Here is a 25,131-nt window from a genome sequence, read left to right as displayed (position 1 = left end):
TCAGGCTCCTGCCTGCTGCGGGGTCCGGCGCTGGTCGAGGAGGGCGGCGAAGGCACGCAGGTCGGTGCTGCGCAGCAGCTCGGGGGCGCGCAGGCGTACTCCGGTCTCGCGTTCGAGGGTTGCCAGCAGCCGTGCGGCGATGATGGAGGTGCCGCCCGCGTCGGTGAAGTTGTCGCCGAGGCCGGTGCCGGGGCGGCCCAGGAGGTCGCGTACGGTCGCCAGCACGAGCCGCTCGGTGGCGGTGGCCCCGGTGGCAGTGGCCTCGGTGTCGGCGTGCTCGTCCTCGGTGGCGGTCCGGGGCGCGACGGGCGCCGGGACGGCGGCCGCCAGGGCGGGCCGGTCGACCTTGCCGTTGGCGTCGAGCGGGAAGCTGTCGACGAGCCGTACGGTGGCGGGGACGGCCTGCTCGGGGAGCCAGGCACGGACCGCGTCCAGGAGGTCCCCGGTGGCCGGTTCGGCGCCGTCGGTGAGCCGCAGGTGTGCGACGAGACGGCCGTGGCCGGAGCTGTCGCGCAGCACGGTGACGACGGCGCTGCGGACCCGCGGGTCCTGTTCGAAGGCGGCTTCCACCTCTGCGGGTTCGATGCGCACGCCGCTGATCTTGACCTGGTCGTCGAGGCGGCCGAGGAAGTCCAGGCTGCCGTCGGCGTTCATGCGCACCCGGTCGCCGGTGCGGTAGAGGCGGTCCACCGACGCCAGCTCCGGCTCCTGCGGGGGTGCGGTGAACCGGCGTGCGGTGAGTTCGGGGTCGAGGTAGCCGAGTGCCAGGCAGTGGCCGCCGACGCGCAGTTCACCGTCCTGTCCACGGGGGACGGGGCGGCCCTCGTCGTCCGTGACGACGAGGGTGACGCCCGGCAGCGCGGTGCCGATGGGCGGCGGGGCCTGCTCGCCCGCGTCCGGGTCGGTGCCGCGCATGGTGTGGGTGGTGGTGACGACGGTGGCTTCCGCGGGGCCGTAGGCGTTGTGGACGGTGGCGGTGACGTCGGCGCCGGGGCGGCGGCGCATGCGGTCGCCGCCGACGACGAGGTGCCGGAGCTTCAGGTCCTGCGGCCAGGGCCGGTCCAGGAGGGGTTCGACGGTCGGGGTGGCCGCGACGGCGTGCGTGAGGGCGCGGTCGCGCCACCAGTCGGTGAGGACGCGGCTGTCCCAGCGGGTGTCGTCCGGCGCCGGGACGAGGGCGGCTCCCGAGGTCAGGCCGGCCCACAGTTCCAGCAGGTGCGGGTCGAACGCGACGCCGATCAGCAGGGACTGGCGGTCGCCCGGTGCGAGGCCGGTCTCCGCCCGGTACCAGTCGAGGGCGACGGAGAGGGAGGCCTCGGCAACGGCGACCGCCTTGGGGCGGCCGGTGGAACCGGAGGTGAGGACGGCGTACAGGGCGCTCTCGGGAGCGCGCCGGGTGCCGCGGGCGGAGTGGGTGAAGGCCGCCACGACGGCGGCGGGGGCGTTGACCCCGTCGGTGGGCAGCGGCAGCGGGAGGTGTTCTCCGCCGCGGTGCCCCTCGGGCAGGACACCGGGGTCGCCGATGAGGCAGGCGACGTCGAGGTCCTCGGTGACGGCCTGGGTACGGCGTTCTCCGGGTCGGGGGCCGAGCGGTAGGTAGACGGCGCCCATCCGGGCGAGCGCCACGGCGGTCACCACCAGGGCGGTGGAGCGGTCGAGGCAGACGCCGACCAGGTCGCCGGGCCGGACGCGGTCGCCCAGGGCGGCGGCGACCTGCTCGGCTGCCGCGTCCAGGTCCTGGTACGTCCAGACGCGGGCGTCGTCGATCACGGCCGGGGCCTGCGGGGCGAGCCGGGTCCAGTCCTCGAAGCGGTCGAGCACGCCGGTCGGCTCGGCGCGGGGCCCGTGGGCGACGCTCGGCGCGGTGCATGCGTCGAGGTGCGCGGCGAGGAGCGGGGCAGGGGCGGTCAGTGGCTGGGTCATCACGACTCCGTGGAAAGGGCGGTGGCGGCGAGGGCTTCGGCCTGGTCGGCGAGGACGGGGTTGCGGAAGAGCACCCGCAGCGGCGGGCGCGCGCCCAGCCGGGGCTCCAGCCAGGCGGCCAGTTCGGCGGCCAGCAGGGAATGGCCCCCGCTGTGGAAGAAGTGGGAACGGGCGTCGATCCGGCTGTGGCCGAGGACCTTGCTCCAGCCCTCCGTGAGCAGCACCGTCATCGGGTCGGCGGACGCGGCGCCGGCCTCGGGCGAGGCCTCCGGGCCGGTTCCGGCCCCGGACGCGGCGGTGCCGCCCGCGTCCGCGTGCGCGTCACCCGCGTCACCCGCGTCGAGTTCCGCCGCCCGGCGGGACAGCGCCGTACGGTCGGGCTTGCCGCCCGCGAGGGTCGGCATGGTGTCGAGCGGGGCCCACCGGGCGGGCACGAGCGGGCCGGGCAGGCGGCGGCCCAGCTCGGCGTGGAGCGCCTTCTCGTCGAAGTCCGCTCCGTCGGGCCCGTCTTCGAGGAAGCCGACGAGCCTCGGGCCGCCGGGGCTTTCCCGGTCCAGTACGACGGCGCAGGACCGGCCGCCCAGCACCGCGGACGCCGCGGCCTCGATCTCCTCCAGTTCGATGCGGTGACCGCGCAGCTTGACCTGGTTGTCGCGCCGTCCGAGGAAGTACAGCAGGCCGTCCAGACCGCGGTAGCCGAGGTCGCCGGTGAGGTAGACGCGCTGCCCGTCGAGGGCGTCGACGGTGACGAACCGGGCCGCGGTCACCTCCTCGTTGCCCGCGTAGCCCTCGGCCAGGCCGGGTCCGGCGACGGCGAGTTCGCCGACCGCGCCGGTCGGCAGCGGGCGGTGGTGGGCGTCGAGTACGTGGATCCGCTCGCCCGGCAGTTCGGTGCCCAGGGGGATCTCGGCGCCCTCGACGAGGGCGTCGCGGGAGATCTCGTGGACGGTCGAGCTGATGGCCGCCTCGGTGACGCCGTACGCGTTGAGGACGGTGGCGTCGGTGTCGGCGAGGACGCCGCGCAGTGCCTCCACGGGAAGGCGCTCGCCGCCGAGGACCAGGAGCCGGGGCGTCCAGCTCCCGTCGCGCAGTGCGGGCCGCAGGTCCTCGCGGGTGGCGAGGAAGTAGCTGGTGGGCAGGTTGGCGACGGTGACCCGGGCAGCGGCCAGCAGTTCGGTGAGCTCGGCGCCCGTGGGCACCTCGAGCTCGGGCAGGACCAGGCAGGCGCCGGCGTACAGGGTGGGCAGCACCTCCTCCAGCGCCACGTCGAAGGACGGCTGGGCGAACATCAGGACCCGGTCCGAGGCGATGAGGCCGAACCGGTCGGCGGCCGCCGTCATGTGGTGCACCAGGGCGGCGGGTCCGACGGCGACCGGCTTGGGGGTGCCGGTGGAGCCGGAGGTGTGGATGACGTAGGCGGTGCCGGGAAGTACGGCGCCGTCGCGCGCCGGGGGCAGGACCGGGGCGTCGATCCGGGCGGTCGGCACCGCGTCCGGCAGGGCCGGGGTGCCGTCACCGGTGAGGACGAGCGCCGGCGCGAGCCGCTCCAGCAGCAGGCCGAGCCGGGCCGGCGGATCGGACGGGGACAGCGGGCAGTAGACGGCGCCGGTGCGCAGGCAGGCCAGCAGGGCGACGACGGAGTCGGTGCCGCGGGGCAGGACCACGGCCACCGGTCGGCCGGGGGTGACACCGGCGGCCTTCAGGCGCTCGGCGAGCGAGCCGACGCGGGCGTCGAGTTCGCCGTAGGTCAGACGGCGGGCACCGCACAGCAGGGCCGGGAGCGACGGGTGGTGTGCGGCGACGGGGTCCAGCGGATCGCGGCCGGCCGGGACGGGTACGGGCTCGGCGGCCGGCTCCGTGGCGGCCGGATCGAGATCGGCCAGCGGGGTCCCGGGGCTGTCGAGGTAGGCGCGCAGCAGGTTCAGGAAGCGGCCGGAGAGCAGCCGGGCGACGTCCTCGCCGAAGAGGTCCGCGTCGTAGTCCCAGACGAGGGTCATGCCGGGCGCGCCGTGGCGCCGGGTGACGCCGCGCCGGTCGTCCGGGAGCAGGACCACGTCGAGGTCGAAGCGGGTGGTGCCGGTGTTGAAGCCCTCGAAGAGGGTGATGTCGAGGCCGGGTACGTCGATCTCGGGCAGGGGCGCGTCGTGGGCGCTGAACATGACGGAGAAGAGCGGGTTGTCGGCGCCGGAGGTGTGCATGCCGAGTGCCCGGGTCAGTTCCTGGACCGGTACGTCCTGGTGCGGCAGGGCCCGGATCAGGGTGTCGGTGATCTCGTCCATGGTGTCCTGGGCGGGGACGGCGGCGTCGAGGGCGAGCGGCAGCGGGATGGTGTTGACGAACATGCCCACGGCGTCCTCGTAGCCGAGGGGGCGGTTGCCGACGGCGGTGCCGATGACCATGCGGGAGCGGCCGCTGTGCCGGCGCAGGAGTTCCGCGAACAGCCCGAGGAGCGTGGAGAAGGGCGTGAGGCCGCGGGTGCGGGCGTGGGCGCGCAGGCGTTCGGCGAGATCGGCGCCGATGGTCTGGCGCAGCTGTCCGCCGTGGTGCCTGCGGCGGGCGCCGGGGCGCGTCACGCCGGGCAGTGGCAGGTCGTGCTGCTGGTCGCGCAGCTCGGCCCGCCAGAAGTCGAGGGACTCGGGGCCGTACGCGGCCTCGGCCCGTTCCCGGACGTGGTCCGCGTAGGAGGAGGCGGCCGGCAGCTCCAGGGTCTCGCCGAGGACGTGGGCGCGGTAGACGCGGAAGACGTCGTCCAGCAGGATCGCGAAGGAGTGGCCGTCGTGGATCAGGTGGTGCTCGACGTGGACGAGCCGGTGGTGGCGCTCGGCCAGCCGTACGAGCGTCCAGCGGATCAGCGGTGCCTCGAAGGTGTCGAGCGGTGTCTCGGCCTCGGTGCGCAGGAGGTTGGCGAACGCCGCCTCGGGGTCCTGCGCCGTGCTGAGGTCGACGGTGTGCAGCCTCGGCGGGCAGCGCACCGCGACCCGCTGCTGCGGTACGGAACCGGTGGAGGCGACCAGTTCGAGTCGCAGACCGGGATGGCGGGCCAGGGTGGCTGCGAGTCCGCGGCGCAGGGCCTCGGTGTCGAGGGTGCCCCACAGGTCCAGTGAGGCGGTGAAGTTGTAGGCGCGGCTGCCGGGCTGCATCTGCTCGTGCAGCCAGACGATCTCCTGCGAGGAGGAGAGGGGAAGCATGGGCGATCCCTGAGGTTGTCGGGTCGGTTTCCGGTGCCGGTCACGGTCGTGTCCGGCGGTCGTGCGGGCGGCTTCGCGGGTCGCGCGGTGCCGTTGCCCTTCGGGGCGTGCGGGGATGCTGTGGGGGGAGGCTCGGGAGCGCGGCGCGGCGGTGTGGGGGCGCGCGCGAGGGGGGTGCGGGGCCCGGGTGGGGGCCGGTGTGCGGTGGCCGCGGGCCGGCGGGGCGTCCGGCGGGGATGCCTGCGCGGGCGGCGGCGGGTGCCGGGAGGGAGCGTGTGGTGCGCGGGCCGTCCTCGGCGGCGGCGTTCGGACGCCCTGGGGGGTGTCTGTCCCCGGGGAGTGTCCACGCAGTAGCGCCGGACCCCGCCGCGAGCCCGGCCTGATCGGCGAGACACCCCTAGGGGCGCAGTGCGTGGGTGAGCGCGTCGAACGCCCGGTTCGCGGTCTCGTCGTCGAGTACCGCCCGGTCCCACACCATCCGCAGGCGGATCTCCGCTCCCTGGGTGACGGACACGGCGAAGGGACCGCGGACGGGTCTGCCGTCGACGTGGACCTCCCGTCCCTCGACGCCGGCCAGGGTGAGGGGTGGGCGACGGCTGTCGTCGTCCACGGTGAGCAGTCCGTCGAGGCCTCCGGTCCAGCCGGAGCCGGTGGCCCGTACGGCGGTCACGACCGCGTCGAACGGTACGTCGGCCCGGTCGAGGTCGTCCCACCACGCGTCGGCGGTGGCCTGCGAGCCGGGCCTGTGGCCGGTGTCGGCCGGGAAGACGAGGGTGTTGAGGAAGCAGCCGACGACCGGCTCCGCGCCCGCGGGACGGCCGCCCCACGGGTAGCCGAGCGGGACCGTGCGGTCCGGGCCGTACAGCTCACGGGCGGCGGAGCGGCAGGCGTCGAGCAGGCCGGGGAAGGAGATCCCGCCGTCGTGTGCGGGCAGCCGTGCCTGTGCGGCGCCGCTGGGCGGTGCGCCCTCGGGCGCTCGTGCGGGACGGGGCGCCGGGGCGTGGGTGCGCAGGGTGCGCAGTCGCTCCGCCCAGTACGCGGCCGCCGCGGGCGTCTCCGCTCGTTCCTCGGCGGCGAGTTGCCGCAGGACCGCGTCCTCGTAGGCGGCGAGTTCGGCTGCCGTCTCCCCTGCCGCGGCGCCGGGTTCGGTGGCCTCCTCGGCGTAGGCGGCGCCGAGTTCGTCGACGATCCGCGCCAGCGAACGGCCGTCGCAGACGGCGTGGTCCAGGGCTACGGCGAGGACGTCCTCGTCGCGCTCCTCGTCGCGTACGAGGAAGAGCCGCAAGGGGGGACCCTGGGAATCCCAGGACGCGAGTGCGCGGCGGAGCGTGTCGGCTGCCGGTTCGCCCGGTGCGGCGGCCGGCCGGGTCACGGTGACGTCCGCGTCGTCGGGAGCGGCGACGCGCAGTACGGGGGTGCCCCGGACGATGGCGGGCCGCGAGCGCAGGGCGGTGTGCCGTGCGGCGAGCCTGTGGGCCGCTGCCCGCAGGCGTCGGGGGTCGATGGTTCCGGACGGGAACGCGAAGAACATGGGCACCACGTCGGGGCGTCCCGTCGGGTCCAGCGAACGCACCAGCACGAAGCGGCGCTGTGCTCCGGTGACGGGCAGCAGGGTGTCGGACCGGTCGGCGGTGAGACGCCGGTAGCGGGTCAGGTACTGACTCGTGATGCTGAGCACGGGGTCCTCTTCGTCGTGGCCGCGGTGGCGGCCGCGCGGGGGGGGGCGGTGTGGTCGGTGGCGGCGGGCGGCGGTCAGCCGGTGGGGGGGGTGCGGGCGGTCGTCAGCCGGTGGGTGCGGGGGCGGGCCGTTCGTCCTCGTCGGCGCGGGCCGCGGCTGTGTCCTGCGGTTGCCGGGTCCCGTCGGCGCCGTCGTCCTGAGGACCGGGGAGGTCGCGCATCCGGCGCAGCGGGGAGAGCAGCAGCGGCAGCGGTACGGCGAGGATGCCGACGGCGCACCAGACGAGGGCCGTGCGCGACCCGTAGGTCTGGGCGAGGGCTCCGCCGATGAGCGCACCGAGCGGCAGGGTGCCCCACATGAGGAAGCGCAGGGTGGCGTTCATCCGGCCCAGCAGTCGTGGCGGGCACATCCCTTGGCGGAAGCTGACCTGGGCGACGTTGTAGACGACGGCGCCGAAGGAGACGACCGCGGATCCGGTGGCGAAGAGGACCGCCCCGGCGGGACCGTGCGTGGACAGGGGCCACAGCAGTGCGAACGGGCCGGTCACGAGGAGGGACAGGAGGATGACCCGGGCCTGCCCCAGCCGCGCGGCGAGGCGTCCGGCGCACAGCGCGCCGAGGAGCCCGCCGACGGCCGACGCGGACAGCACCAGGCCGAGCCCGCCGGCCTGCAGCCCTACGGTGCGGACGAGATGCACGGTCTGCGTGGCCATGAGGACGGCCGTGCAGAGGTTGGCGAGGCCGGTGGTGAGGGCGATGACACGGAGCAGGGGATGACCGAAGACGAAGCGGACGCCCTCGCTGATCTCCTTGCGCAACGAGGCCCCGGGCGCGGCGGGTTCGGGTGCCTCCTCGGCCCGCGCGATCCGTTGGAGGAACAGGGCGGAGAGCAGGTAGCCGACGGCGTCGACGATGACGGCGAACTGCGCTCCGACGAGCTGGACGAGTCCGCCGCCGATGCCGGGGCCGGTGACGTGGGCGGTGGAACGGACCGTCTCCAGCGCGCCGTTGCCGGCGACGAGTTGGTCGCGGGGCAGGATCTGCGGCAGGTAGCTCTGGTGGGCCACGTCGAAGAACACGGTCGCCACGCCGGTCACGAGCGCGACGGCGTAGAGCTGGGCCATGGTCAGGACGTCGGCGAGCGCGGCGGCGGGGATGCTCGCCATGGCCACGGCGCGCACCAGGTCCGCCCGGATCATCAGGGGCCGTTTGCGCATGCGGTCGGTGAGTGCCCCGGCGGGCAGCCCGACGAGCAGGAAGGCGGCGGTCTCCGCTGCGGTCAGGAGGCCCACCTGGAAGGCGGGGGCGTCGAGTTCGAGGACGGCTACGAGGGGCAGCGCCACCAGCGTCACCTGGGCACCGAACTGTCCGGTGGCGGCTCCCGCGAGCAGCAGTCGGAAGTCACGCAAGCGCATGGGGCCACCGGTGCCACCGGTGGCGGCGCGGTTTGTGTCGGACATGTGAACGACATTCACCGATTAATCGCGCAACAGTCAAAGGAAACCTGTCAGTTTCGGACTTGTTTTGCGGCTCCGCGGACACAACCCGGGAAATCTTTCGTGCTACCCGGGGTACCACCACGTAAATTCCGGCGCACCCCGCAAGCGACGCGGGGCGGGCGAGGCAAGGGGGGTCAGGGGGGCGCGAGGGGGCCGAGCGGCGACCCTTACCGTGAGTAACCGTTTCCATCCTGGCCGAAAAGGCTCATCCGTGATCATGCTCCTGCGGAACCAGATATTCCGTCCGCTATGAACGCGCTTGCGGCCCGGGGGCCGGTCGGCAGCGCCGCCTGCGGCCCGTCCGTGAGCGTCGCCGCCATCACACTGTGGGCCGACAGCGCCCGTCGCTCGGTACCGCCCCACCCGGCCTCGCCGTGTCCGGCGGGGACGCGATCCTCCCGGGGCGCCGGGGAAGGGTCTGCGAGGATGAGGCCCATGGACGTGCGGAGCAGGAACCATGTCACCGTGACCGGGCGGACCGGTGCACCGGCGGTGATGCTGGCGCACGGATTCGGGTGCGACCAGAACATGTGGCGTCTGGTGGTCCCCGAGCTGGAGAGGGACTTCACCGTCGTGCTCTTCGATCATGTGGGCGCGGGGAACTCCGAGCTGACCGCGTGGAGCCGGGACCGCTACGCCTCCCTGGACGGCTATGTCGACGACGTGCTGGAGCTGTGCCGCGAGCTGGACCTCGGCCCGATCACGTTCGTGGGGCACTCGGTGAGCGCGATGATGGGCGTGCTGGCCGCGGCCCGCCGGCCGGAGGCGTTCGCCGGCCTGGTGCTCCTCGCCCCCTCCCCCTGCTTCGTCGACGACCCTGCCACCGGCTACCGGGGCGGGTTCAGCGCCGAGGACATCGACGAACTGCTGGAGTCCCTGGACGCGAACTACCTCGGCTGGTCCGGCGCCATGGCCCCGGTGATCATGGGCAACCCCGACCGGCCGGAACTGGGCGAAGAGCTGACGAACAGCTTCTGCCGCACCGACCCGGAGATCGCCCGGGTCTTCGCCCGGGTCACGTTCCTGTCCGACAACCGCGCCGACCTCGCTGCGGTGACGGTACCGACCCTGGTCGCCCAGTGCTCCCACGACGCGATCGCCCCGCCGGAGGTGGGCGCGTTCGTCCACGCGCAGATCCCGGGCAGCCGGCTGGTCACGCTGAACGCGACGGGGCACTGCCCCCAGCTTGCGGCTCCGGAGGAGACCGCCGCGGCGATCGCAGCGTTCGCGGGAGCCTCCGGGTGATGTGCGGGACCGACGACGGGGCCGCCGACGACGGAGGCCGTGGCCGGGGCCGTGACCATGGCCGGGGCCGTGATCATGGCCGGGGCCGGTCCGAGGACCACCAGGAGAACCAGGAGGCCCGGTTCTCCGAGCTGCTGGAGGACAGCGCCGAGGACCTGTACGAGCACGCGCCCTGCGGCTACCTGTCCACCCTCTTGGACGGCCGGATCGCCAAGATCAACACCACCCTGCTGGACTGGCTGGGCTACGAGCGCGACGCCTTGGTCGGCCGTAAGCGCTTCTCCGACCTGCTGACCGTCGGCGGCCGCCTCTACCACGAGACCCACTTCGCCCCGCTCCTGCGCATGCAGGGAGAGATCAACGGGATCGCACTGGAACTCAAGACCGCCGACGGCACTCGACTGCCCGTCATGGTCACCTCGACGGTCAAGACCGGCGGCGACGGACAGGCGCTGCTGATCCGCACCACGATCTTCGACGCCCGCGACCGCCGCGCCTACGAGAACGAGCTCCTGCGTGCCCGCCAGGAAGCCGACCGGGAACGCGACCGCCTCAAGGTCCTGAACACCACCCTGCAGAAAACCCTGCTGCCACCCACGCTGGCGAACGTTCCCGGCCTGGACGTCGCCGCCCACTACCACATCGCCTCCGCCGACGAGGTCGGCGGCGACTTCTACGACCTCTTCCCCCTGGCCGCCGGCACCTGGGGCATGTTCCTGGGCGACGTCTGCGGCAAAGGGGCGGCCGCCGCGGCCGTCACCTCGCTGGCGCGCTACACCCTGCGTGCCGCAGCGGTCTACAGCCCCGCCCCCGATGCCGTCCTCGCCAACCTCAACACGGTCCTCAACCACGAGTACAACGGCACCGACCCCCGCTTCTGCACCGTCATCTTCGGCCTGCTCACCCCCGACCCCGACCAGGGCGGCTTCCACATCACGCTGGCCAGCGGCGGCCATCCGCCGGCCATGGTGATGCGCCATGACGGCACCGCCGACTCTCTGCCCACCCCCGGCGGCCAGCTCATCGGCATCCTGCCCAACGCCAACATCGCCACCACCACCGTGCACCTCGCCCCCGGCGACACCCTGCTCCTGCACACCGACGGCCTCACCGAAGCCCACACCGCCGCCGGCCCCGACGGCCGCTACAGCGACGAAGCCCTCCTCGACCTCGGCCGCGCCCTGGCCCCGACCACCGCCACGGACGCCATCACGGCGATCCGCGACCTTCTCGACACCCTCGGCAACGGCGTGGACGACGACACCGCCGTCCTGGCAGTCCACGTTCCCCGAACCACCAGTGAAGAGCAGCAGTGAGCAGACACCTGACCCTCCTCACCCGCACCACCACCGCCGGCGCGGTCATCGAACTGGCCGGGGACCTGGACCACCACACCGCACCCGAGGTGCGCGACGCCCTCCCCGGCATCACCCTGGCCGCCGGCCAGCAGCTCACCATCGACCTCGGGGGGCTCACGTTCTGCGACTCCAGCGGCATCACCATGCTGATCGCGGCCCGAAACCACGCCCTCGCCGCCGGCGCGACCATCGCGCTCGCCGCGGTCCCCGAACGCGTCAGCCGTATCTTCCGCATCGTCGGCCTGGAACAGGTCTTCCCGACGCACCCCAGCACCCAGGCCGCCGAAGACTCCTGGCACCCCACCACGGGCTGACCAGAGCCACCGCCGATCCGCGGACGAGTCAGTTCCCCGACTGCGCTTGCGCCGGCCGGGAGAAGGCCTCAGCAGCAGGAGGGCGCGGAGCGGGCGTAGTGGCCGGGGGTGGTGCCCACGACTCGCTTGAAGTGCCGGGTGAAGTGGGACTGGTCGTGGAATCCCGCCTCGACCGCGACCTCGGCGGCCGGGCGGCCGTCGAGGAGCAGCCGACGGGCCAGAGCGATCCGGCGCGAGATGAGGTACTGGTGCGGGGCGATGCCGAAGGCGGCGCTGAACGAGCGAACCAGATGCGCGGGGTGCGCCTGGACCAGGCCGGCCGCTTCCGGGAGGGAGATGCCCGCGACCACCCGCTCGTCGAGGAGTTCGCGCAGGCTGCGCGCGATGCCGTGGCGGGTTCCTGCGCCGAACGGCGCGGTGTGACCGCCGAGGAGTGCGGGGCGGGGCCGGAGCAGCACGCGCAGCCGTTCGCGGATCAGAGCCAGCCGGCTCTCCGCCTCGAACTCCTCGCCGGGGAGGGTCAGGGCCTGGTGGAGCTGCCCGACGCGTCGGCTCAGGGCCGGGTCGGCGAGGTCCGGGCCGTCCACGGCGGCGCCGATGAAGCGCTCGTCCAGGACGGTCGTGTCGAGGTAGACGACACGCTTGCGAAACCCGTGCGAGGTGGCGGCGGAGCCGTTGTGCGCGACCTGGGGCGGGAGCAGGCTCACGGTCCCGCCCGGGGTGCCGCGCCGGTGTCGGTCCAGGTCGTAGCGGACGGCGCCGTCGTCGACGATCAGCAGCGTCCACTCGTCGTGGACGTGCATGGGGTACGCGTGCGCGGTGAAGCGGGCGTGGAAGACCTCGACGACACCCGCGACCTGCGGGCGCCACGCCGAGACTTCCTGCTGGAGCTGCTGCACGCAAAGAACGTACAAGACCGGGCGAGGCCGAGCCCGGCAGTCTCGGACCATGAGCGATGAGACGAAGAACGAGAACGCTGACGTGCCCGTGCGCTTCGACACCAAGATCGCGGTGCTGCTCCGCGACGACCTGGAGACGTGGCAGCGGCTGAATGTCACCGCATTCCTCGTCAGCGGGCTCGGAACGGCCCTCCCCGAGGTGGTCGGCGAGCCGTACCAGGACGCCGATGGCACCCCCTACCTGCCGATGTTCCGCCAGCCCGTACTGGTCTTCGAGGGCGGGAAGGAAGTGGTGAAGGCGGCGCACGAGCGGGCGGTGCGGCGCGGGCTGGCGACCGCGGTGTTCACCGCGGACCTGTTCGGCACGGGCCACGACCGCGCGAACCGGGCAGCGGTGGCGGCGGTGGGCAAGGACCAGCTCGATCTTGTCGGGGTCGCCGTCCACGGGCCGCGCAACTCCGTGGACAGGGTCGTCAAGGGCGCCCGCATGCACGGGTGAGCGGCCCCTGCCCCGAGGACGGACCCCGGGTGACTCCGTGTACCGGCCACTGCCCCCCACGCCCCCCCCACGCCCCCCGCGACCTGCGCTCGGATACGCCTACTTGGATTCGACGCGCCCCACCGGGTCGGGGCCCGTCGTCAGCGCCTCGCACTCGGTCTGCCACGCGGGGTCGCCGGGGTGGAGCCGGGTGCGGAGGTAGGCCGCCGTGAGCCGGGCGAGGGCGGCCACTCGCGCCGGGTCCTCGTCCGTGGTCTCCGCGGCGTCGTATCCGGCGATCCCGCCGAGTCCGTGCTCCGCGTCGAACAGGGTGAGCAGGGTCTTGGGGCCGGGGGCGAGGGTGTAGGGGTCTGCGTGCCAGTCCGGCCCCATGTCCGTGAAGTGCCGCGAGTCGTCCTTGTCGCCGGCGACGACCAGTGCGGGTGTGGTCATGGTGGAGAAGTCGACGGCCCCGATGATCGGCCAGTGCTCGGCCATGGGCCCGTTCAGGACCTCGCCGCCCCGGCCGGGCGCGGCGAGCAGCACGCCCGCCTTGATCCGGGGCTCGGCGAGGTGCACCACCTTCCCGGTGTCGGGGTCGTCGAGCCCCGCGCCCAGCAGGAGAGCGGCGGTGAAGCCGCCGAGCGAGTGTCCGGCGAGGGCGACCCGGGCGGGGTCGATCCGCCCCGCGAGCTGCGGCACCGTGCGCTCGAGCACGTCGAGCCGGTCGAGTATGTGGGTCATGTCCTCGGCGCGGGAGCGCCAGAAGTCGGGTGCGCCGGGAGCGTCGGCGACCAGGTGGCTCAGCGTGCGGGAGGTGAGGTGGGTGGGCTGGATGACGACGAAACCGTGGGCGGCCCAGAAGTCGGCGAGGGGCGCGTACCCGTTGAGGGAGGAGAGGTTGTTCGAGGGGCCGTGGCCGTGGGAGAGGAGGATGACGGGCAGGTCGGTTCCGGTCGCGGGCGCGCAGACGCGCACCTGGAGGTCCACGGGACGTCCGGGGACGGAGAGGACCACCGGGCTGTAGGACAGGACCGGGACGGGCGCGCCCAGGGCACCGGTGGGGGTGACAGTGGATGTGCTCATGGTGTGGCTGCCTTTCGCTTCGAGTAACCTGAAACGGAGCATTGCTCCACCTACTATCCGGAGCGCTGCTCCGCTTTGTCAACCACCATGGGAAGGAACGTCATGGCCGCCGAGAGCCCCACCGGGGAGTCACCGTCCCGCGGCAAGCGGGCCGACGCCCGGCGCAACCGGGAAACGGTGCTCGCTGCCGCCGCCGAAGTGTTCGTCACCTCCGGCGTCGACGCGCCGATCCGCCGGATCGCGGCCCAGGCGGGCGTCGGGATGGCCACGATCTACCGCCACTTCCCGACCCGGGCGGATCTCGTCACCGCCGTCTACCGGCACCAGATCGAAGCGTGCGCCGAGGCCGGCCCGACCCTGCTCGCCGCCGCCGACTCCCCGTTCGACGCGCTGCGCCGGTGGATCGACCTCTTCGTCGACTTCCTGGTCACCAAGCACGGCCTCGCCGACGCCCTGCAGTCCGACAACGAACGCTTCGCCGCCCTGCACGCCTACTTCCTCGACCGCCTGCTGCCCGTCTGCGCCCAACTGCTCGACGCCTCGGTCGAGGCCGGCGACATCAGGCCCGGCACGCAGCCGTACGAGCTGATGCGCGGCATCGGCAACCTCTGCGCCGGGCGCGACGGCGACCCCCGCTACGACCCCCGACGCCTGATCGCCCTCCTGCTCCAGGGGCTCCGGCGGCCTGACGCACTCTGACCGCCGGGCCGTCGGACCGCCGGACCATCCAAAAAAGTGGGGCCGGGATGTCGAGAAGCGTCTTTCGGCTCCGTCCCCGGTGTGAAGGCGACCAGAATGGGTCGCACCAGCACCGAGGAGAAGCACCATGGCCAAGTACCTGCTGCTCAAGCACTACCGCGGCGCCCCGGCTCCGGTCAACGACGTTCCGATGGACCAGTGGACGCCGGAGGAGATCTCGGACCACATGCGGTACATGCACGACTTCGCGGCCCGGCTGGAGGCGACCGGCGAGTTCGTCGACGGCCAGGCCCTCGCCCCCGAGGGGACCTTCGTGCGGTACGACGGTGAGGGCCGCCCGCCCGTCACCGACGGGCCGTTCGCCGAGACCAAGGACCTCGTCGCCGGCTGGATGGTGATCGACGTCGACAGCTACGAGCGCGCCCTCGAACTGGCCGGGGAGCTGTCGGCCGCCCCCGGGGCGGGTGGCAAGCCCATCCACGAATGGCTGGAGCTGCGCCCGTTCCTGTCCGCGCCGCCCACCATCTCGGAGTAGGCCCGAGATGGACGAGGTCCTCCTGCGGAGCCTCACGCCCGGCGTGCTCACCGTCCTCGTCCGCCGCGGAGCGGACTTCGCGGCGGCCGAGGACGCCGTGCAGGACGCCCTGGTCGAGGCGGTCCGCGTGTGGCCGGCCGACCCTCCGCGCGACGCGAAGGGCTGGCTGGTCACCGTGGCCTGGCGCCGGTTCCTCGACGCGAACCGTGCGGACGCCTCGCGCCGCCGGCGGGAGGACCTCGTCGACCAGGAGCCGGAGCCCGGGCCCGCGCCCGCGGTCGACGACACGCTCCAGCTCTACTTCCTGTGCGCGCACCCCTCGCTGACGCCGTCGTCCGCGGTCGCGCTCACCCTGCGGGCGGTCGGCGGCCTCACCACCCGCCAGATCGCCCAGGCGTACCTGGTGCCCGAGGCGACCATGGCGCAGCGGATCAGCCGCGCCAAGCGCACGGTCTCCGGCGTGCGGTTCGAACAGCCCGGCGACGCCGCCACCGTGCTGCGCGTCCTCTACCTGGTCTTCAACGAGGGCTACTCCGGCGACGTCGACCTCGCGGCCGAGGCCATCCGGCTCACCCGGCAGCTCGCGGCCCGGTTCGATCACCCCGAAGTGGCGGGGCTGCTCGCCCTCATGCTGCTCCACCACGCCCGGCGGGCCGCGCGGACGGCGGCCGACGGCAGCCTGGTACCGCTCGCCGAGCAGGACCGCGGCCGGTGGGACACGGGGATGATCGGCGAGGGCGTCGCGGTCCTGCAGGCGGCTCTCGTCCGGGACCGGCTGGGCGAGTTCCAGGCCCAGGCCGCCATCGCGGCGCTCCACGCGGACGCACCCGCCACCGAGGAGACCGACTGGCCGCAGATCGTCGAGTGGTACGACGAACTCGCGCGCCTCACCGACAGCCCCGTCGTACGGCTCAACCGTGCGGTGGCCGTCGGCGAGGCCGACGGCCCGCGGGCCGGTCTGGCGGCGCTCGCGGCGCTGGACGGCTCCCTGCCCCGCCGTGCCGCGGTGGCGGCGTACCTCCACGAGCGCGACGGGGACCTGGCGACGGCGGCGCGGCTTTACGCGGAGGCGGCCCGGAAGGCTCCGAACCTCGCCGAACGCGATCACCTGACGCGCCGGGCCGCGCGGATCAACGCCCGCCTCAACGCCCTGCGTTGCGACTGAGGAGCTGCGCCGCTCAGAAGGTCCAGCGCGTGTGGCTGTAGACGCCGCCGTCGCGCCCGAAGCCGTACGCCGTGGTCGGGGCCACCGCGAACACCACCGCGGTGCCCTGCCTGAACGCGTCGTCGATGCCGTGGAAGGTGCCCTCGGGCGAGGTGATGTGGGGCCCGTACTTCGCCTCGTACGCCGTGATCACCTCCTCCACCACGGCCGGATCGGCGACCTGTTCCGCCCTGCCCTCGACCACGATGTCGAGTCCCTCGGTGAGCGAGTTCCCTCCGGTGGTCAGCGCGCAGTGGCCGTCGTGAGCCAGGTTCTTCGCCTTCTGCTCCCCCGGTCCGGTGGAGAAGTACATGACCCCCTCGTGCCAGGCGGCGATCACGGGGGTGACGTGCAGGCGCCCTTCGGGCCGGACCGTGGACAACCAGAAGATCTCGGCGGCGCCCAGCTGCCGTTGGGCCTCGGCCCAGTCGGTGGCGGTGACTTCGGCGGCACCCGGGCGGGGGTTGAGCGCGGAGCTGTAGCGGGCGTCGAGTTCGGTGGTGGGGTGCTTCGCGGATCCCTGGGCGGGCATCGTGGACCTTCTTCCTCTCGCCCGTTCGCGGTCGGCCCGCTGCCGAGGGGGAACGAGCCCGTGCATCCTCCCCCGCGCCCGTGCGCGCCAGCGCCGTACGCGGCCGTCGACCGGGCCGGGGTCACCCGGCCGGTCGCGCTGCCGGTGTCCCCGCCCGGGTCCGGGTCCGGGCCGCCGCCGGGGGCTGTGGGGCGGACCACACGGTCCGCGGGGAACTCGCGCCCCGGTCCCGTCGACCACTTCTCCAGGAGGCGCGCGGCAGCCGGTCCGCCGTCCGGACGACACCGAGGAGAGCCGAATGAGCCTGAACCGACGGGACCTGCTGCGGGCCTCGACCGTCATCGGTGCCACCGGCGCGGTCGCGGGTGTGGCCGGGCTCGGCGCCGGACCGGCCGCGCACGCGGCGGAGGGCGGCCCCGCCGGGACCGGCAGGCCCTTCAGGGTGCACGTCGTGCTGTTCGACGGGGTGGAGGAGCTGGACTTCGCCGCCCCGTACGAGGTCTTCTCGGCGTCCCGCTTCTTCACGGACCGGACGGTCGAGGTCCGGTACGTCACCACCTCCCGCCCCGGCTTCGTGCGGGCGTCGTACGGGACGCGGGTCGGCGTCGAGCACGGCTGGGCGCCGCAGGAGGCCGACGTCGTCGTCGTACCGGGCGGCGGCTACGGCCGCCGCGAGGACCCCGGCGTGTGGGCGGAGATCCGGCGGGGCACCCTTCCGCGCGCCCTGTGGGCGGCGCCCCGCCCGGGCCTCACCGTCGCCGCCCTGTGCACGGGCGTGATGCTGCTGTCGGCCGCGGGACTGACCCGCGGCCGGCCGTGCACCACCCACCACAGGGCGCGCCCGGACCTGGAGCGGGAGGGCGGGGTGCTGAAGGACGCGCGCGTGGTGGACGACGGTGACCTCGTGACCGCCGGAGGCATCACCTCCGGCCTGGAGCTGGCCCTGTGGCTCGTGCGCCGCGAGCTGGGCGCCGACGCGGCGACCGGCATCGAGGGCATGCTGGAGTACGAGGCCCGGGGCACCGTGTGGTCCCGCTAGGGAGTGTCCGCAAAGCAGCGTCGGCCGCCCGCCGCGCCCTGATCCGCCGACACCGCCCGGGCCGCGTACGCGTCTTGGAACGGGTCAGGCGTGGTCGGGGGCGGCGCCGTCGAGGAGGAGGCGCTTTTGCGGCTTGCCCATGGCGTTGCGCGGGATCGCCTCCACGAAGCGGACCTCGCGGGGGCGCTTGTGCACCGACAGGTGGGCGGCGACGAAGTCGGTGAGCTCGGCTCCGGTGACTCCCTCCGCGACGACGAACGCGACGATCCGCTGGCCGAGATCCGCATCGGGGACACCGACCACGGCGGCCTCGCGCACCCGGGGGTGGTCCAGCAGGGCGTTCTCGATCTCGCCCGCCCCGATCCGGTACCCGCCCGACTTGATCATGTCGGTGGAGGCGCGGCCCACGATCCGGTGCACGCCGTCCTTCTCGTCGACGGCCGCGATGTCGCCCGTACGGAACCAGCCGTCCTCGGTGTACGCGGCTGCCGTCGCCTCCGGTCGGCCCAGGTAGCCGGAGAACAGGGTGGGTCCGGTCAGCTGGAGTTCGCCGATCTCCGCGCCGTCCTCGGCCGCGACCCGGGTGGCGATGCCCGGCAGCGGGGTGCCGACCGTACCCGGGTGGAGGTCCCCGCCCGCGCGGCCGCTCACGGTGATCAGCGTCTCCGTCATCCCGTACCGCTCCACGATGCGGTGTCCACTCGCACGCTCGATGTCCCGGAAGACCGGCGCCGGAAGCGCCGCACTGCCCGACACCAGGAGCCGGGCCCCCGACAGGGCGGCCGCGGCGCGCGGATCGCGGGCGATGCGCGACCACACCGTCGGCACGCCGAAGTACAGGCTCCCGCCCGCGGCCGCGTACGCCTCGGGCGTCGGCCGGCCGGTGTGCACGAGGCGGCTGCCGGTGCGCAGGGCACCGAGGACGCCGAGGACGAGTCCGTGGACGTGGAACAGCGGCAGTCCGTGCACCAGGGTGTCCCCGGCGTTCCACTGCCATGCCTCGGCGAGCGCGTCCAGGTCGGCGGTGATCGCGGCGCTGCTGAGGACCACGCCCTTGGGGGCGCCCGTGGTGCCGGAGGTGTAGAGGATCAGCGCGGGATCCTCGGGGGTGCGTACGTCGGCGGGGGCGGGGACCTTGTCCGAGCGGCGGGCGAAGTCGACGTCGAGGGGGCGGGCGCCGGAGTCGCGCAGGATGTGTCCGCGCTCGGCCGGACCCGCATCCGGCGGCAGCGGAACGCACGGTACGCCGGCGAGCAGGGCCCCGACCACGGCGGCCACCGTCTCCAGAGACGCCGTCGCGGTCACCGCGAACGCCGGGATCCCCGATTCGGCGAGATCGGCGGCCACCTGGCGGGCGGCCCCGAGGAGTTCCTCGTAGGAGGCGGTGCGGCCGGCGACGGTGACGGCGTCCGCGCGGTCCCCGTGGACACCGGTGAGGGCGGTCAGCATGGCGGGCGGCTCCGTTCGGCGGGGGTGGGAGGGTGGTGTGAGGTGCTGTCGGGCGACGTGCGGGGTTCGGCCAGCCTACGCGGGCCCGAACCGGGCCGCCGCACCCTATGATCGGCGGGACTTGACCGTTCGAAGACCAGCTCTCGACCTGATTCTCGATCCGGGGGGACCACGTGGAAACGGCACGGTTGGCGACGATGATCGCCGCGACGATCACCATCGGCTGGATGAGCGGTCTCTTCTACGGATTCTCCGTGTCCGTGATGCCCGGGCTGCGGGTCGCCGCCGACCGTACCGCCATCGAGACCATGCAGCGGATCAACGTGGCCATCCTCAACGGCTGGTTCCTGCTGGGTTACATCGGCGCGCTCGTCTTCAGCGCGGCCGCGGTGGTCCTCCACGCCACCGGCAGCGGCGGCCGGGACCCGCTGGTGCCGCTGATCGGCGCGCTCGTCGCCTACCTCGCGGCGATGGGCGTGACGGCCCGGATCAACATCCCGCTCAACAACGCGCTGGAACAGGCCGGCCCCGTCGAGCGCATCGCCGACCCGGCGGCGGTCCGCGGGGCCTTCGAGGCTCCGTGGGTACGCGCCAACGTGTGGCGGGCCGTGCTGTGCACGGTCTCCCTCGGCCTCCTCGCCTGGGCGCTGGTCCTGCACTGACGGGGCGGCGGGCCCACGGGGCCGGGCCGGGCTCGGCCGACGGGACCGGCCGGTGGTCAGCGGGTGGTGCGGCCGTGGAGGAGCAGGGCGCGGGCGAGGCCGGCCAGAGCCGTCGTGCACAGCAGCGTGCGGATGATGTTCGTGGTCACCCAGGTCGTCCGGAACCGCTCGACGATCTCGAAGTCCTTCATCCCGGTGACGTCGCCCGCGTCCGCGAGCTCGTTGTTGAGCGGGATGTTCACGGTGAAGGTGATCAGCAGGACGACGAGGTAGGCCACAGCGGCCGCGCCCACCCACAGGGCGACCGCCCGCCTCCCGCCGCGGAACTCCAGGACGGCCGACAGCACGGCCCCCACCAGTGCCAGCAGGAACACCGTCCCGAAGAGCGGGTTCCCGTCGATGGCCTTGTTGAAGGCGCGCATCGCGGTGACATAGGTCTGCTCGTCCCCCGCCGCGAGCCCCGGCATCACCGAGACGTCGAACGCGAAGAACAGCCCCGCCATCAGGCCCACCAGGACCGTGGAGACGATCAGCACGGCACCGGCCAGGCGCGTGCCCGACGCGGACGGTGCGGGCGTTGCAGCTGGGCCGGGCGGGCTGGGCTGTGCGGGCGGCACGAACGGCGACGGACCGGCAGACATGCGATGTACGTCCTCTCCCCTACGGTGGTGCGTTCCGGACACGAAGGCCCGATCTTGGCATCAACTGCGCACGATTGCAGGTGAGTCGGGGCGACGTTTGAGCGAATCTTTAGCCTCGCTCCGAGAGGCGGTCGCGAAGTCGCCGGGCCGGGCCGTCGCTCTGGTCCTCCAGGACCGCCGTGACGACCGTGCCGGGAGCGGGGGCATCGATGCGCGCCGAAACGCTCCGAGCGCAGGCGGCCCGCCGGGCTCCGGGAAGACGGGAACCACCCCGTCCGCGGCGGATCCGGACTGCGGACCTGCGCGGGGCGCTCCACAATGGGGGGAGGAGGTGCGGGCGGGCGCCCGGCGTGCCGGTGCGTTCGCGTGCGCCTCCGCGTCGGCCGAGAGGAACTCCCCCATGCGCGCTGAGTCTTCGCCGGCGCGGCGGAAGGGGGCCTTCGTCGCGGTCGCCCTCGCGCTGTTCTGCATCCAGCTCGACTTCTTCGCGCTCAACCTCGCCATCCCCGGCATCTCGGCGGAGCTCGGCGTCACGGTCTCGGCCGCCCAGTGGACCCTGTCCGCGTACATGCTCGCCATCGGCTGCTTCTTCATCGTCGGCGGCCGCGTGGGGGACGTCTTCGGCCGTCGGGGCACGCTGCTGGCGGGAACGGCCCTGTTCGCGGCCGGCTCCGTGGGCTGCGCGCTGGCTCCCGGCCTCGGACCGCTGGTCGCGGCCCGGGTCGCGCAGGGGGTGGGCGCGGCGTTCGTCTTCCCGGTGTCCGTGTCCGTGATCACCAACACGTTCCCCGAGCAGACGCGCGCCAGGGCCCTGGGCGCCGTGTTCGGCGTCGCCAACATCGGGACCGCGCTCGGACCCTTCGTGGGCGGCGGGTTCACCGAAGGGCCCGGCTGGCGATGGATCTTCTGGCTGATGGTGCCGCTGACCCTGCTCTCGCTGCTGATCGCCCAGGTGTACGTACCGGACTCGCGCGACACGTCGGCGCCGCGCGAGCTCGACCTCCTCGGCTGCGCCCTGATCGTGTGCTCGCTGGCGGCCCTGACACTGGCCGTGGAACGCGGCGACGCCTGGGGCTGGCACAGCGCCCGTACCCTCGGCTCCTTCGCCGTGGCGGTGGCGGCCGGCGGGCTGTTCCTCGTACGGGAGCGGCGTGCCCGGCACCCGCTGGTCGATCTGCGGCTGTTCCGCAACGTCCCCTACGTGCTGGTGACCGGGATGGGCTCGCTCACGAACATGGGCTACGGAGTCACCGTCTTCCTCGCCACGCTCTACCTCCAGGACGTGCGCGGGCTCTCGCCGCTCCTGGCGGGCACGGTGTTCCTGGCCCCGGCCCTGCTGGTGGCGCTCAGCGGGCCGCTGGGGGCGCGGCTGGCCCGGCACATGCGGGCGACCGCGGTGATGGCGCTGGCCGGGGCGGTCGCGGGGACGGGGATGTTCGCGCTGGCCGGGGTCAGCGCCTGGTGGCTGTACGTGCCGGTGTTCGCGTGGTGCGGCCTGGGACTGGGGCTGGGCTGGACCTTCTCGAGCGTGGCGACGCAACAGGTCGTCGCGCCCGCCAGGGCGGGCGAGGCGTCGGGCGTCCTGCTGACGTTCCTGGTCACGCTGGGGGCGATCGCCCTGGCGGGGACGGCGGCGGCGATCTCGGCCATGACCCCGCAGCGGCCGCCGGAGGAGGCCTACGACGCGATCCTGCGCCTGGGCGGAGTGGTCATCGCCGCGGCGGCGGTGGCCGTTCTGGCGGTACGCCACCGGCTCGTGAGACTGGGCCGGGTCCCGTCGCTGTCGATGCGGGCGGACGACCTCGCGGGGCGGAGCGGGGAGAAGGGGCGTCGGCCCTGAGGGTCGGACGGCGGCGCGCGGGTCGGCAACTCACCGCGAGCGGGCGTCCCCGGAACCCTGGGCACCGGAGGTGGGGGCCGGAAGCACGAGTCGTACCTCGAAACCGCCGAGGGTGCGGGGGCCGGCGGTGACGGATCCGCCGTAGATCTTCGCCCGCTCCCTCATCCCGATCACGCCGTGCCCGGGTGCGATCACGGAGTTCGTCCGGAACGCACCGCTGCCCTCGTCGGTGACGGTCACGACGACGGCGCGGCTTTCGTAGCGCAGGACGACGGCCGCGCTGGTCGGCCCCGCGTGCTTGAGCACGTTGGTCAGCGCCTCCTGGATCACCCGGTAGACGCACAGGGCCATGCCCTGCGGGAGCCGCGTGGGAGAACCGACGACCTCCATGGTGACGTGGACCCCCGCGCCCCGGACGCGGTCGAGGAGCCGGTCCAGCCGTTCCAGCCCGGGGGCGGGAGCGTAGGCGTCGTCCGGATCCGAGTCCGGGTCCGGGTCCGGGTCCGCGCGTCCGTCGGGTCGGTCTTCCCGGCCGACGCGCAGCAGGTCGAGCATGCGGCGCATCTCCTCCAGCGCTTCCCGACTGGTGTCGGCGATGGTGTCGAGGGCCCGCCGGCTGGCCGCCGGGTCGGTGGGGAACACGTACGACGCCATGCCCGCCTGGAGCGAGATCACGGACATGTGGTGCGCGACCACGTCGTGCAGTTCGCGCGCTATGCGGACCCGCTCTTCGGTGAGGGCCCGGCGGGCGTTCTCCTCCTGCTGTCCGCGCAGTTGAAAGGTCAGCTCGGCGAACTGCCGGTTGCGTTCGGCGAGTCTGCCGGAGCCTCGGCCGACGACGAACACCACGGCCGGGAACAGGACCGCCTGGGCGAGGACGGTGGGCATGGAGCTGTTCTCCGCGTTGCCCAGGCCGGCGTACACCCAGGTCCCGGTCACGACTGCCGCGCACCCGACGGACGTACGCAGGCTGCGGGTCGCCGCCACGGTGTACAGGCCCAGGAGCGGGGGCATCGAATTGACGACGGGCCAGTACCCGCAGGTGATGAACACGATCCACAGCGCGTTGCTGGTGGCGAACACCGCGACGGGCGCGATCCGGCGGGCCAGCAGGGCCAGGCCCACCAGAACGGTCAGGACCGCGCCCAGCTCGTCCAGGGGCTGCCATCCGGCCGGTGGCCGTTCCCGGCCCAGCAGCAGCCCCGCGCCGACGTAGCCCAGCGCGAGCCCCGAGTCGACGGCCAGCGACCGGTACCGGGACCAGGACCGGTGGCCGTCGGCGCGTGCTTCGCGTGACCCGAATCCAGCGTGCATCGGCGCAGCCTACGGTCCTGCCGGGCGGTGCGCAGGGGTGGGGGCGGGGCGGGCGGCCCGAAATCGGGCCCCGCAGCGCGTTGTCGGGCAGAGCGCGGGCAGGTGCGGTACATGACGACCACGGAGAAACAGCAGACACGGTTACGCAAGATCGGCGCCCTCGGGGAAGGGAGGGCCCTGCGATGACGACCGCGGGTACGAGCGTGAGCGCGAGTGCGAGTGTCGTGGACGCCCCCGTGTGGGTTCACCTGGCGGTGATGGCGGCGGCGATCCTGATCCTGTTCTACAACCTGGCCAGGGACGGCCGTTGACGCTCGGGGCGGCCGACGTCGCGCGGCGGCCTACGTGCCGAGGCCTGCCCGGTCGTGATCGACCGGGCAGGCCCGATTCGGCCACGTCCGGGTCTACCAGTAATGGCGTCGGCCACCGACGGCGTGTCCGACCGATCCCATGATCCACAGCGCCGCACCCACCACGAGCAGGATGACCCCGAGGGTCCACAGGATGGAGATCCCGGTCAGAAGTCCGATCAGCAGGAGGATCAACCCGACGGCAATCATGAGTACCTCATTCGCGTTGGAACGTCGGCGGAAACGGTGGGATCCGCCGTGGCGCTTCAGACGCCGTCTGCCCCCGAATGCGGTCCTTATCTGTCCCCCGACCCGATCCGGCGCGATGGGTTGGAACGCGTACGGCCGGGCAGACGCAGAAGCGCGCGTACGGCGCACCACCACCCCTCGCGAGCCGAGAAACCCGAGGTGAGCCGCATGGACCGGGACACGTCCGAACCGAAGCCCGACAGCTCCAGGCCGAAGCCGAGGCCGCCGCACCCCACCCCGCGCGACCTCGCGCAGGCACAGCGCGGGCCCCGGCCGGGTGAACCCCGCCCCGCCCCCGCCGAACCGTCACCGGTCAAGCGGCCGCCGGTTGCCGAGCCGCCCGACTAGACCTTCTCCGGTGCGGCATGGGGCGCGCCGGACGGTCCACTGCGCGTTGCGGGTCGCTCCCGGCGGACGCATGGTGGGCAGTGCATTCCCCCTCACTCGAGTCACTCAAGGAGTACCTCGTCATGAGCAAGGCAAAGGGCAAGGCCAAGCAGGTCAAGGGCAAGCTCAAGGAGACCGCCGGCGACGCCATGGACGACAAGCGCATGCAGGCGGAGGGCAGCGCCGAGCAGATGTCCGGCAAGGCCGAGGAAATGGCCTCGGATGCTGCGAGCAAGGCCAAGAAGGGCATGCGCAAGTCCTGACCGGCGCGCCTCCCCGCGCCAGACGAACAGGAGGGGCCGGCCCCGCCGTGTCGGCGGGTCCGGCCCCTCCTTTTCGTCACCCTGATGGTGGAGCGCGCGGCAACATGGCCGGTACGCGTCTGGCGCACGACCGGAACGGAAAATGTTTTCCGCCGGCGTCTATCGAAGACTCGTTCGCCGGGAATGCTGCGTGTGATCTCCCGCCCCCGCCCGACGCACCGTCACGGCGTCGCCGCCCGGGCGGGCCTTCCGTTCTGCGCCCCCGGGAGGTAACACGCCATGCAGCCCACCCCCACCCCC

The 25,131-nt window shown here is 73.5% G+C and carries 23 protein-coding genes; 12 read left to right on the top strand and 11 right to left on the bottom strand.

Annotation, left to right across the window (positions count from 1 at the left end; genetic code table 11):
- The 4 genes from IG86_RS0126140 to IG86_RS0126125 form a co-directional block, all read right to left on the bottom strand.
- Complete coding sequence (locus IG86_RS0126140) at window positions 1-1,923, bottom strand: non-ribosomal peptide synthetase (protein ID WP_030900090.1); 1,923 nt, start codon at window positions 1,921-1,923, stop codon at window positions 1-3.
- Window positions 1,923-5,111 (bottom strand): non-ribosomal peptide synthetase, encoded by a 3,189-nt coding sequence (locus tag IG86_RS0126135; protein ID WP_030828768.1) that lies wholly within the window; start codon window positions 5,109-5,111, stop codon window positions 1,923-1,925. Before IG86_RS0126135 ends, IG86_RS0126140 begins: the two co-directional genes overlap by 1 nt.
- 397 nt (window positions 5,112-5,508) lie before the next feature.
- Complete coding sequence (locus IG86_RS0126130) at window positions 5,509-6,789, bottom strand: condensation domain-containing protein (RefSeq protein ID WP_030828766.1); 1,281 nt, start codon at window positions 6,787-6,789, stop codon at window positions 5,509-5,511.
- 103 nt (window positions 6,790-6,892) lie between these two features.
- On the bottom strand, window positions 6,893-8,248 hold the full coding sequence (locus tag IG86_RS0126125; RefSeq protein WP_051785408.1) for an MFS transporter: 1,356 nt from the start codon (window positions 8,246-8,248) through the stop codon (window positions 6,893-6,895).
- 474 nt (window positions 8,249-8,722) lie between these two features.
- Here IG86_RS0126125 and IG86_RS0126120 point away from each other — a divergent pair, with 474 nt between their 5' ends.
- Genes IG86_RS0126120 through IG86_RS0126110 form a run of 3 tightly spaced genes read left to right on the top strand, consistent with a single transcriptional unit; the run spans window position 8,723 to window position 11,204 of the window.
- Entirely contained in the window at window positions 8,723-9,532 is an 810-nt protein-coding gene (locus IG86_RS0126120) for an alpha/beta fold hydrolase (protein WP_030833634.1), read from the top strand.
- Window positions 9,532-10,848: a PP2C family protein-serine/threonine phosphatase gene (locus tag IG86_RS0126115; protein ID WP_030833653.1), complete on the top strand. Its 1,317-nt coding sequence runs from the start codon at window positions 9,532-9,534 to the stop codon at window positions 10,846-10,848. The genes IG86_RS0126120 and IG86_RS0126115 overlap by 1 nt, the downstream gene beginning before the upstream one ends.
- Window positions 10,845-11,204 (top strand): STAS domain-containing protein, encoded by a 360-nt coding sequence (locus IG86_RS0126110; RefSeq protein WP_030833670.1) that lies wholly within the window; start codon window positions 10,845-10,847, stop codon window positions 11,202-11,204. The genes IG86_RS0126115 and IG86_RS0126110 overlap by 4 nt, the downstream gene beginning before the upstream one ends.
- 68 nt (window positions 11,205-11,272) lie before the next feature.
- Here the strand turns inward: IG86_RS0126110 and IG86_RS0126105 are convergent, their stop codons facing one another.
- The gene (locus IG86_RS0126105; RefSeq protein WP_078848599.1) at window positions 11,273-12,154 is read right to left on the bottom strand and encodes a helix-turn-helix transcriptional regulator; all 882 of its coding nucleotides are present in this window, start codon (window positions 12,152-12,154) and stop codon (window positions 11,273-11,275) included.
- Here IG86_RS0126105 and IG86_RS0126100 point away from each other — a divergent pair.
- Complete coding sequence (locus IG86_RS0126100) at window positions 12,153-12,602, top strand: DUF2000 domain-containing protein (protein ID WP_030833676.1); 450 nt, start codon at window positions 12,153-12,155, stop codon at window positions 12,600-12,602. The two genes, IG86_RS0126105 and IG86_RS0126100, sit on opposite strands and share 2 nt — an antisense overlap.
- Before the next feature lie 99 nt (window positions 12,603-12,701).
- Here the strand turns inward: IG86_RS0126100 and IG86_RS0126095 are convergent, their stop codons facing one another.
- Window positions 12,702-13,667: an alpha/beta hydrolase family protein gene (locus tag IG86_RS0126095; RefSeq protein ID WP_030833679.1), complete on the bottom strand. Its 966-nt coding sequence runs from the start codon at window positions 13,665-13,667 to the stop codon at window positions 12,702-12,704.
- 102 nt (window positions 13,668-13,769) lie between these two features.
- Here IG86_RS0126095 and IG86_RS0126090 point away from each other — a divergent pair, with 102 nt between their 5' ends.
- From IG86_RS0126090 to IG86_RS0126080, 3 genes are all read left to right on the top strand, one after another.
- Window positions 13,770-14,366: a TetR/AcrR family transcriptional regulator gene (locus tag IG86_RS0126090; protein WP_030833682.1), complete on the top strand. Its 597-nt coding sequence runs from the start codon at window positions 13,770-13,772 to the stop codon at window positions 14,364-14,366.
- A 127-nt stretch (window positions 14,367-14,493) separates the two neighbouring features.
- Entirely contained in the window at window positions 14,494-14,901 is a 408-nt protein-coding gene (locus IG86_RS0126085) for a YciI family protein (RefSeq protein WP_030652852.1), read from the top strand.
- Window positions 14,902-14,908: 7 nt separating this feature from the next.
- Window positions 14,909-16,066, top strand: coding sequence for an RNA polymerase sigma factor (locus tag IG86_RS0126080; RefSeq protein WP_030833684.1), 1,158 nt, complete (start codon window positions 14,909-14,911; stop codon window positions 16,064-16,066).
- 13 nt (window positions 16,067-16,079) lie between these two features.
- Here IG86_RS0126080 and IG86_RS0126075 read toward each other — a convergent pair whose 3' ends face one another.
- Window positions 16,080-16,637 (bottom strand): pyridoxamine 5'-phosphate oxidase family protein, encoded by a 558-nt coding sequence (locus IG86_RS0126075; RefSeq protein ID WP_030833686.1) that lies wholly within the window; start codon window positions 16,635-16,637, stop codon window positions 16,080-16,082.
- Between the two features lie 304 nt (window positions 16,638-16,941).
- Between IG86_RS0126075 and IG86_RS0126070 the strand changes: the two genes are divergently transcribed.
- A complete protein-coding gene (locus tag IG86_RS0126070; RefSeq protein ID WP_030833688.1) occupies window positions 16,942-17,676 on the top strand; it encodes a DJ-1/PfpI family protein in 735 nt (244 codons plus the stop codon).
- Window positions 17,677-17,760: 84 nt separating this feature from the next.
- On the opposite strand, the gene IG86_RS0126065 is transcribed toward IG86_RS0126070, so the two are convergent.
- Window positions 17,761-19,125, bottom strand: a complete 1,365-nt coding sequence (locus IG86_RS0126065; protein ID WP_030900083.1) for an acyl-CoA synthetase — start codon at window positions 19,123-19,125, stop codon at window positions 17,761-17,763.
- A gap of 197 nt (window positions 19,126-19,322) precedes the next feature.
- Here IG86_RS0126065 and IG86_RS0126060 point away from each other — a divergent pair, with 197 nt between their 5' ends.
- The gene (locus IG86_RS0126060; RefSeq protein ID WP_030833692.1) at window positions 19,323-19,787 is read left to right on the top strand and encodes an anthrone oxygenase family protein; all 465 of its coding nucleotides are present in this window, start codon (window positions 19,323-19,325) and stop codon (window positions 19,785-19,787) included.
- Between the two features lie 56 nt (window positions 19,788-19,843).
- Here IG86_RS0126060 and IG86_RS0126055 read toward each other — a convergent pair whose 3' ends face one another.
- Entirely contained in the window at window positions 19,844-20,428 is a 585-nt protein-coding gene (locus IG86_RS0126055) for an anthrone oxygenase family protein (protein WP_078906038.1), read from the bottom strand.
- Window positions 20,429-20,828: 400 nt separating this feature from the next.
- On the opposite strand from IG86_RS0126055, the gene IG86_RS0126050 reads away from it, so the two are divergent.
- Window positions 20,829-22,268 carry an MFS transporter gene (locus tag IG86_RS0126050; protein ID WP_051785407.1) on the top strand — a complete coding sequence of 480 codons (1,440 nt, stop codon included), beginning with the start codon at window positions 20,829-20,831 and terminating at the stop codon, window positions 22,266-22,268.
- Window positions 22,269-22,298: 30 nt separating this feature from the next.
- Here the strand turns inward: IG86_RS0126050 and IG86_RS0126045 are convergent, their stop codons facing one another.
- Window positions 22,299-23,582 carry a sensor histidine kinase gene (locus IG86_RS0126045; protein WP_051785406.1) on the bottom strand — a complete coding sequence of 428 codons (1,284 nt, stop codon included), beginning with the start codon at window positions 23,580-23,582 and terminating at the stop codon, window positions 22,299-22,301.
- Between the two features lie 182 nt (window positions 23,583-23,764).
- Here IG86_RS0126045 and IG86_RS45125 point away from each other — a divergent pair, with 182 nt between their 5' ends.
- A complete protein-coding gene (locus IG86_RS45125; protein ID WP_267886301.1) occupies window positions 23,765-23,893 on the top strand; it encodes a hypothetical protein in 129 nt (42 codons plus the stop codon).
- A gap of 93 nt (window positions 23,894-23,986) precedes the next feature.
- Here IG86_RS45125 and IG86_RS43695 read toward each other — a convergent pair whose 3' ends face one another.
- Entirely contained in the window at window positions 23,987-24,142 is a 156-nt protein-coding gene (locus IG86_RS43695; protein WP_167751168.1) for a DUF6131 family protein, read from the bottom strand.
- A 509-nt stretch (window positions 24,143-24,651) separates the two neighbouring features.
- On the opposite strand from IG86_RS43695, the gene IG86_RS0126030 reads away from it, so the two are divergent.
- On the top strand, window positions 24,652-24,831 hold the full coding sequence (locus IG86_RS0126030; RefSeq protein WP_030833700.1) for a CsbD family protein: 180 nt from the start codon (window positions 24,652-24,654) through the stop codon (window positions 24,829-24,831).
- Window positions 24,832-25,131: the final 300 nt, after the last annotated feature.

It is taken from the genome of Streptomyces virginiae (assembly GCF_000720455.1).
Classification (GTDB): Bacteria; Actinomycetota; Actinomycetes; order Streptomycetales; family Streptomycetaceae; genus Streptomyces; species Streptomyces virginiae.
This window is presented reverse-complemented; position numbering and strand designations above follow the sequence as displayed.

Bases quoted from the DNA above. Each gene is read 5' to 3' on its own strand.
- IG86_RS0126030 (WP_030833700.1), top strand. From the start codon at position 24,652: ATGAGCAAGGCAAAGGGCAAGGCCAAGCAGGTCAAGGGCAAGCTCAAG.
- IG86_RS0126075 (WP_030833686.1), bottom strand. From the start codon at position 16,637: ATGCCCGCCCAGGGATCCGCGAAGCACCCCACCACCGAACTCGACGCC.
- IG86_RS0126045 (WP_051785406.1), bottom strand. From the start codon at position 23,582: ATGCACGCTGGATTCGGGTCACGCGAAGCACGCGCCGACGGCCACCGG.
- IG86_RS0126115 (WP_030833653.1), top strand. From the start codon at position 9,532: ATGTGCGGGACCGACGACGGGGCCGCCGACGACGGAGGCCGTGGCCGG.
- IG86_RS0126140 (WP_030900090.1), bottom strand. From the start codon at position 1,923: ATGACCCAGCCACTGACCGCCCCTGCCCCGCTCCTCGCCGCGCACCTC.
- IG86_RS43695 (WP_167751168.1), bottom strand. From the start codon at position 24,142: ATGATTGCCGTCGGGTTGATCCTCCTGCTGATCGGACTTCTGACCGGG.
- IG86_RS0126090 (WP_030833682.1), top strand. From the start codon at position 13,770: ATGGCCGCCGAGAGCCCCACCGGGGAGTCACCGTCCCGCGGCAAGCGG.
- IG86_RS0126100 (WP_030833676.1), top strand. From the start codon at position 12,153: ATGAGCGATGAGACGAAGAACGAGAACGCTGACGTGCCCGTGCGCTTC.
- IG86_RS45125 (WP_267886301.1), top strand. From the start codon at position 23,765: ATGACGACCGCGGGTACGAGCGTGAGCGCGAGTGCGAGTGTCGTGGAC.
- IG86_RS0126050 (WP_051785407.1), top strand. From the start codon at position 20,829: ATGCGCGCTGAGTCTTCGCCGGCGCGGCGGAAGGGGGCCTTCGTCGCG.
- IG86_RS0126120 (WP_030833634.1), top strand. From the start codon at position 8,723: ATGGACGTGCGGAGCAGGAACCATGTCACCGTGACCGGGCGGACCGGT.
- IG86_RS0126125 (WP_051785408.1), bottom strand. From the start codon at position 8,248: ATGTCCGACACAAACCGCGCCGCCACCGGTGGCACCGGTGGCCCCATG.
- IG86_RS0126060 (WP_030833692.1), top strand. From the start codon at position 19,323: ATGATCGCCGCGACGATCACCATCGGCTGGATGAGCGGTCTCTTCTAC.
- IG86_RS0126135 (WP_030828768.1), bottom strand. From the start codon at position 5,111: ATGCTTCCCCTCTCCTCCTCGCAGGAGATCGTCTGGCTGCACGAGCAG.
- IG86_RS0126085 (WP_030652852.1), top strand. From the start codon at position 14,494: ATGGCCAAGTACCTGCTGCTCAAGCACTACCGCGGCGCCCCGGCTCCG.
- IG86_RS0126105 (WP_078848599.1), bottom strand. From the start codon at position 12,154: ATGGTCCGAGACTGCCGGGCTCGGCCTCGCCCGGTCTTGTACGTTCTT.
- IG86_RS0126055 (WP_078906038.1), bottom strand. From the start codon at position 20,428: ATGTCTGCCGGTCCGTCGCCGTTCGTGCCGCCCGCACAGCCCAGCCCG.
- IG86_RS0126080 (WP_030833684.1), top strand. From the start codon at position 14,909: ATGGACGAGGTCCTCCTGCGGAGCCTCACGCCCGGCGTGCTCACCGTC.
- IG86_RS0126095 (WP_030833679.1), bottom strand. From the start codon at position 13,667: ATGAGCACATCCACTGTCACCCCCACCGGTGCCCTGGGCGCGCCCGTC.
- IG86_RS0126065 (WP_030900083.1), bottom strand. From the start codon at position 19,125: ATGCTGACCGCCCTCACCGGTGTCCACGGGGACCGCGCGGACGCCGTC.